This is a genomic window from uncultured Chryseobacterium sp., from assembly GCF_913776365.1.
Taxonomy (GTDB): domain Bacteria; phylum Bacteroidota; class Bacteroidia; order Flavobacteriales; family Weeksellaceae; genus Chryseobacterium.
This window is the reverse complement of the sequence record NZ_CAJYMO010000079.1, coordinates 1-7,009: the sequence shown is the minus strand read 5'-3', so window position 1 is coordinate 7,009 and position 7,009 is coordinate 1. Positions and strand designations below refer to the sequence as shown.

Here is a 7,009-nt window from a genome sequence, read left to right as displayed (position 1 = left end):
TGCTGTAAAATATGCTGATATTCTTCGTTGCCTCCAAGGTATTCGTTAACGAGCCAGTCGGTTTTTTCCTGTTTGCTAAGTTTGGAAAAACCTTCAATCGGTTGATGATTCATAGTGTAACTTTAATGAAGCGTAAAGATAGTGATTTTATGACTTGCCGGTGTTGATAACGTCAATCAAAAAAGGTTGATTTTTATCAATTTAAAGCTTACATTTGAACAGAAAATAACACACAATATCACCATTTTCGATTATTCATATGAATTTTGACCGCCTGAAAGAAAAACTTGAAATTCTCGCCGATGCTGCCAAATATGATGTATCATGTTCCTCGAGCGGAGGCTCTAGAAAAAACAAAAAAGGGGCTCTGGGAGACAGTTCTGCCAGCGGGATCTGCCATACCTATACGGAAGACGGCCGCTGTGTATCCCTTCTCAAGATCCTGCTGACCAATCATTGTATCTACGATTGTGCTTACTGTGTTTCCCGTAGCTCGAATGACATCAAGCGGGCGGCATTCACCGTGGAAGAAGTCGTGGATCTGACGATTAATTTTTACCGCAGGAATTTTATCGAAGGCCTGTTTCTGAGTTCCGGAATTTTTAAAAATGCGGATACGACCATGGAACGGCTGGTAAGGGTAGCCAAAAAGCTCAGGCTGGAAGAAAACTTCAACGGCTATATCCACCTGAAATCCATTCCCGGGGCAAGTGACGAGCTGATGCAGGAGGCGGCTTTGTATGCAGACCGTTTGTCCATCAACCTTGAGATCCCTACCGAAAGCGGATTGAAGCTGCTGGCTCCTGAAAAAAACCGCCAGGATATGCTTAACCCGATGAAGTACATACAGAACGGTATTGCCCAGTACAAGGATGAGAAGAAAATCTTCAGAAAGGTTCCGAAGTTTGCACCGGCAGGCCAGTCGACGCAGATGATTGTAGGTGCTACCCATGAAAACGATTTGCAGATCATCAAAGTAGCCGATCATTTTTACAAGAATTATAACCTGAAAAGGGTATATTATTCCGGCTATGTACCGGTATTGGAAGACAAGAGATTGCCTTCCCTGACGACGGAAGTGCCGATGCTCCGGGAGAACCGCCTCTACCAGTCGGATTGGCTGATGAGGTTCTACGGATTTAAAGCGGAGGAGATCTTGGATCCCAATATGCCTTTCCTGGATCTGGAGGTTGATCCCAAAATGAGCTGGGCACTAAGAAACCTGGATCAGTTCCCGGTAAATCTTCAGACGGCAGATTATCAGATGATTTTAAGGATTCCCGGAATCGGGGTAAAAACGGCCAAGAAAATTGTGAATGCGAGAAGGTTCCAGGTATTAACGATTGATCACCTTAAAAAGCTGGGTGCGGCGGTTAACCGTGCCAAATACTTCATCGATTTCAATGCCGGGAATGCTTTCCTGAAATATTTAACCGATAAAAATTTCCGGAAGCTCATCATCGGCGGAAGCTCTTCCAAGTTCCACAATCAGTTTTCACAGCAGCTGACGTTGTTTTAAAATGCCCTTGTTATATCAGAACAGATTTTGTAATTTCGGAAAAAACAAGATACAATGAATATCAGTTTTAACAAGAAACAGGAACAATATATTGCCGAACAGGTGGAATCAGGTAATTTTCCTGATGCAGGGGAAGTTATCCGGGATGCTCTCCGGCTTCATGAGTTCTACAGGCATCATTCCCTTCAGGATCTCAGGAATGAAATCGAAAAGGGCTGGGAAGGCGCAATAAGTTCCCGTTCCGTGAAAGATATTATCTTGTCCCGGAAGCAGAAGCGTCACGATAATGTCTGAAAGATTCTATGCTTTATCTGAGATCGCGGATAAAGACTTAGAAGAAATTTTTGATTACTCCGTACATCAATTCGGATTCGAACAGGCAGAAAAATACTTTCTTGAGATAGAAGATGTTTTTCAAAGCCTGATTTTAAATCCGTACTCCGGAAAAAAGCGTGATGAAATAAAACCGGGTTTATACAGTTTTCCAAAAGACAGCCATATTATCTTTTACAGGATTATGGATGACCATATCCGGATCATCAGAGTTCTGCACGGAAGCAGGGATTTTCCAAATTATTTTTAATTTGAATAAAAGAAAGATTTCCGGACATCGATGAAATTTCAAAATTACCCTATTTTCAAATTGTCACATTGCCACACTGTTAAATTGCTATATCAACCCATGACCACCCTTCTCTACGACGGAAGTTTCGACGGCCTTTTCACCGCAGTATTTGAAGTTTTCGAATACCGGTATAAAGATGTGGAAATCGTCAGCCGCGACCGGTTCCATCAGGAAAATATCTTTGCCGACATCCATGAAGTCATTACCCAGCCTGAAAAATCGGAGCGGGTGCTGAATAAACTGGAACAGAATATCGGGAAACAGGGTATCCATGAACTGCTGAAAGTCTACCTGTCGGAAGATCCGCAGGGAGAACAGCTGATCCTATCGGCGGTGAGGCAGTCGGTGAAGTATCCGGAAGAAGATATTCTGAAGAATTACGCTGATGACGATATCCTGGCCATCTCCAAGATCGGGAAATCGGTCAACCGTGAACGGCACCGGATGACTGCTTTCGTACGTTTTGAAAAGATGCAGGACGGCGTTTTCTTCGCCAAGATCGACCCCGACTTTAATGTGCTTCCATTGGTCCGGAAGCATTTCAAAGACCGGTACCAGGACCAGAAATGGATGATCTATGACCTGAGAAGAAACTATGGTCTCCTGTATGACCTGGAGAACTGTGACTTTTTTTATCCCGATGAAAAGTTAAACCTTAACAGATACCAGCAGAAATTTCATGATGAAGAGAAAAATTACCAGACCCTCTGGCAGCGGTATTTCACCAAAACCAATATTGTGGAACGGAAGAACATCAAACTTCACCTTCAGCATGTCCCGAGGCGTTACTGGAAATACCTGACGGAAAAATGGTAAGGATCTGATCATGGCCTTTTTTCCCTGTTCCGATATGAAAAGCCGGAATGCGCCGGCAGGACCAGTCAATACAGCATGTCAGCTGACGTAAAAAACAGACTTCTGTCTACAGAATTATTTTTATCTTTCCCGAAGATTTATATCCATGAAAAAAATTATTCCGGGATTTCTTATTTCCCTGCTCACGGTAAGCTGTGACAAAGGGAAAACCGCAGAACGCTTTCTGCCGGAACCCGATCATCATGTACAGGAAAATATTCAGAAAAACAAAAATACGGTCAGGGAGAGATTTCCTGCACCGGATGGATACGGATGGATTAAGAGTCAACCCGGCTCCTTCAGCTATTTTATAGAACATTTTACACTCAAGCCTTACGGAAGCCCTATCCTGAAATATGACGGAACGCAAATTGCGACGCAGCATCTTCACGAAGCCGTTTTCGATATCGATACCGGAACAAAGGACCTCCAGCAATGTGCGGATGCCATTATCCGCCTGCGGGCGGAATATCTTTTCAAAACCGGAAAGTCCGATGAGATCAGATTCCACTTTACCAGCGGCGACCTGCTTTCATGGACTGCGTACAGAAGCGGCATCCGGGCCTTCGTAAACGGGAATTCTGTAAGCTTCAGAAAAACCGCAGCCTATGATGATTCCTATGGGAATTTCAGGAATTACCTGGACCTGATATTCAATTATGCCGGAACCCTATCGCTGAACAGGGAAACGGAGCCGGTTATAAAAACACAGGACCTGAAAGCGGGTGATATCCTGATTACACCCGGCAGCCCGGGACATGTGGTATTTATTGCCGGGGTAAGCAGCAACAGTAAAGGAGAACGGCTGTTTTTACTGGGCGAAGGATTTACTCCTGCCCAGTCTATCCACATCCTCTCCAATCCTTTTGCTTCTGAGATTTCTCCCTGGTACTCCCTGCGGACGGATGATCCTGAAACCAAAACAGCAGGGTATATTTTCAAACCTTCAAATTTCAGGAAGTTTTAAGGGTTTATCTTTAAAACTCTTCTCAACTTACTGCCTTTATCTGAACTTGTTTTTGTAAATTTGTGTTCGAAATTTTTTACCAGATGAAAGAGAGTGCTGTGAAAAAAATTGCGGTTCTTACCTCCGGCGGCGATTCCCCGGGTATGAATGCAGCATTAAGAGCGGTTGTAAGAACCGCCAATTATTACCATGTAGAATGCTACGGAGTACGGGAAGGCTATAATGGCCTGATCAACGGTGATTTCCTGAAAATGGGGCCGCGTTCCGTAAAAAATATAATCAACCAGGGCGGGACCATCCTGAAATCTGCCCGGTCTATGGAATTCAAAACGCCGGAAGGCCGCCAGAAGGCTTACGATAACTGCGTAAAGCTCGGCATCGACGGGCTGGTGTGCATCGGTGGTGACGGAACCTTTACCGGAGCCAAGATCTTCAATGAAGAATTCGGCATCCGGGTGATCGGCGTGCCGGGAACCATCGACAATGATATCTTCGGGACCGACAACACTATCGGTTATGATACGGCACTGAATACTGCCATGGAAGCCATCGATAAGATCCGGGATACGGCTACTTCCCACAATAGGGTCTTCTTTGTGGAAGTGATGGGACGGGACGCCGGATTTATTGCCCTCAACAGCGGACTTGCCACCGGAGCGCTGGATATACTGATCCCTGAAAGAAAAGACAGCATCGATGAGCTGTTTGCCAACTTCAGGAATGCAGAGAAAACCGGAAAGGCATCGAGCATCGTGGTGGTGGCAGAAGGCGAAAAGCTGGCCAACATCTATGAGCTGGCAGAAAAGACCAAAAAGGAATTCCCGGATTACGATATCCGTGTCGCCATCCTGGGGCATATCCAGAGAGGCGGATCACCAAGCTGTGCAGACCGCGTGCTGGCCAGCAGGCTGGGTTATGGTGCGGTGACCGGACTGATGGAAGGCCAGACCAATGTTATGGCGGGAATGCGTTCCAACGACCTGGTTTATACGCCTATTGAAGAGGCCATCAAAAAACACAACGAAATCAACAAAGACCTTATGCTGATTTCTGAAATTTTAGCAATCTAATATTTTTTATATAATTTAAAACAAACTATTATGTCAACAATCAAAGTAGGTATCAACGGGTTTGGTAGAATCGGACGTCTTGTTTTCAGAGCAATGACTGAGAGAGATAACATCGAAGTAGTAGGAATCAATGACCTGATTAATGCCGAATACATGGCTTATATGCTGAAGTACGACTCTGTACACGGCGTTTTCCCGGGAGAGGTTTCCGTAGAAGGGAACGACCTGGTGGTAAACGGAAAAAAAATCAGGGTAACTGCTGAGAAAGACCCGAACAACCTGAAGTGGGATGCCATCGGTGCAGATTATATCGTTGAATCTACAGGGTTGTTTTTAGATAAAGACAACGCTGCAAAACATATCAATGCAGGAGCTAAAAAAGTAATCCTTTCCGCTCCTTCAAAAGATGACACCCCGATGTTCGTAATGGGAGTAAACCATACGGAACTGACGGATGATATCAAAATTTTATCCAATGCTTCATGTACGACCAACTGTCTGGCGCCTTTGGCTAAAGTAATCCACGATAAATTCGGGATCGAAGAAGGCCTTATGACTACTGTTCACGCCACTACCGCTACCCAGAAGACCGTAGACGGACCGTCTATGAAAGACTGGAGAGGAGGAAGAGCTGCCCTGAACAACATCATCCCTTCTTCTACCGGAGCAGCAAAAGCAGTAGGTAAAGTAATCCCTTCCCTGAACGGAAAATTAACGGGGATGTCTTTCAGAGTTCCTACCGTAGACGTTTCCGTTGTAGACCTTACCGTAAGACTGGAAAAAGAGACTTCTTACGAGGAGATCTGTGCAGCCATCAAAGAAGCTTCCGAAGGCGAACTGAAAGGAATCTTAGGATATACTGAAGATGCCGTGGTTTCCCAGGATTTTATCGGAGATAAGAGAACGTCTATTTTCGACAAAGATGCAGGAATCATGCTTTCCCCTAAATTTGTAAAACTTGTTTCATGGTATGACAATGAAATGGGATATTCCAACAAACTTGTGGATATGCTGATCCACGCTGCTTCTTTATCCAACTAATAAGATAAAAGCATCATTTTAACAGAAACCTTCCTGCGGGAAGGTTTTTTTGTTTAATTTAACGGAAATATGATATGGTCACCAGCTTATGAATTCAAAGATAATCCGTGAAACATCAGGTTTTCCCATAGCTTTTCCTGTTCTGCTTATTTTCCAGTCGGTAGTCATCTGCTTCATCATGGTCAAAGACCATGAGTCGCCATGGGTCGTAATCGGGATTACGGTACCGATTGCCCTGCTTCTTTTCTTTTCCAGGCTTAACATCAGAATGGATGCTTCGCATTTCGAATATTATTTTTTCCCGTTTATGTTTCGCCGTAAAAAAATTCGATGGAATGAAATCCGGGAAATCCGCCTGGTGAATACGGATCCGATATGGGATTTCGGAGGCTGGGGCGTCAGGCTGTCGAAAAAGTACGGCAAAGCCTTCATTACGGGCGGCAACGATACCGTTTTTCTGCTGTTGAAAAATGGCAAGAGAAGAAGTTTCTCCATCAAAAGCAAAACATCGGTAAAGCATTTTTTTGACGAGCATGCCATTGCATATGAAGAAAATCTATAAACAGCACATCCTCTGAAAACAGAGAATCAAGGTGTATTATGTTTACAGACAACTGACAAAAAAGCCAAACTTTCTGAGCGTATGGCCCTCAATCAATGGGTCACCGGGTAGTCCGTTCGGTATTCTTCTATAGAACAGTCTTGTAGTGAATTCTCCTGATTATGGGCTGCTGCCATCTAAAGAATACGGGAACATAAAAGAATCCCTCTTTGGTATTTGAGCTACATTTTATTAGTTGGATAGGATAAACAATATCCCTATGAAATCAACGGATGACGGCCATCCGCTGATGCAGGCCTGGAATACCTGTTCCGGAGCAGAAACGGAGTCAGCGGATGGCCGTCATCCGTTGATTTCATAGGGATATTGT

At 44.3% G+C, this 7,009-nt stretch carries 8 protein-coding genes; all 8 read left to right on the top strand.

The window, feature by feature from the left end:
* Positions 1-259 precede the first annotated feature (259 nt).
* The 8 genes from QZ735_RS04015 (at position 260) to QZ735_RS03980 (ending at position 6,639) form a co-directional block, all read left to right on the top strand.
* On the top strand, positions 260-1,519 hold the full coding sequence (locus tag QZ735_RS04015) for a putative DNA modification/repair radical SAM protein (RefSeq protein ID WP_294244512.1): 1,260 nt from the start codon (positions 260-262) through the stop codon (positions 1,517-1,519).
* A gap of 54 nt (positions 1,520-1,573) precedes the next feature.
* Positions 1,574-1,813 (top strand): type II toxin-antitoxin system ParD family antitoxin, encoded by a 240-nt coding sequence (locus tag QZ735_RS04010; RefSeq protein ID WP_294244509.1) that lies wholly within the window; start codon positions 1,574-1,576, stop codon positions 1,811-1,813.
* Positions 1,806-2,102, top strand: a complete 297-nt coding sequence (locus QZ735_RS04005; protein ID WP_294244506.1) for a type II toxin-antitoxin system RelE/ParE family toxin — start codon at positions 1,806-1,808, stop codon at positions 2,100-2,102. Before QZ735_RS04010 ends, QZ735_RS04005 begins: the two co-directional genes overlap by 8 nt.
* A 99-nt stretch (positions 2,103-2,201) precedes the next feature.
* The gene (locus QZ735_RS04000) at positions 2,202-2,960 is read left to right on the top strand and encodes a TIGR03915 family putative DNA repair protein (protein WP_294244504.1); all 759 of its coding nucleotides are present in this window, start codon (positions 2,202-2,204) and stop codon (positions 2,958-2,960) included.
* Between the two features lie 145 nt (positions 2,961-3,105).
* Positions 3,106-3,966 (top strand): DUF4846 domain-containing protein, encoded by an 861-nt coding sequence (locus QZ735_RS03995; protein ID WP_294244501.1) that lies wholly within the window; start codon positions 3,106-3,108, stop codon positions 3,964-3,966.
* An 83-nt stretch (positions 3,967-4,049) separates the two neighbouring features.
* Positions 4,050-5,036, top strand: a complete 987-nt coding sequence (pfkA, locus tag QZ735_RS03990) for a 6-phosphofructokinase (RefSeq protein ID WP_294244498.1) — start codon at positions 4,050-4,052, stop codon at positions 5,034-5,036.
* Positions 5,037-5,066: 30 nt separating this feature from the next.
* The gene (gene gap, locus QZ735_RS03985; protein WP_294244495.1) at positions 5,067-6,077 is read left to right on the top strand and encodes a type I glyceraldehyde-3-phosphate dehydrogenase; all 1,011 of its coding nucleotides are present in this window, start codon (positions 5,067-5,069) and stop codon (positions 6,075-6,077) included.
* Positions 6,078-6,165: 88 nt separating this feature from the next.
* Entirely contained in the window at positions 6,166-6,639 is a 474-nt protein-coding gene (locus tag QZ735_RS03980; protein ID WP_294244494.1) for a hypothetical protein, read from the top strand.
* Positions 6,640-7,009 lie beyond the last annotated feature (370 nt).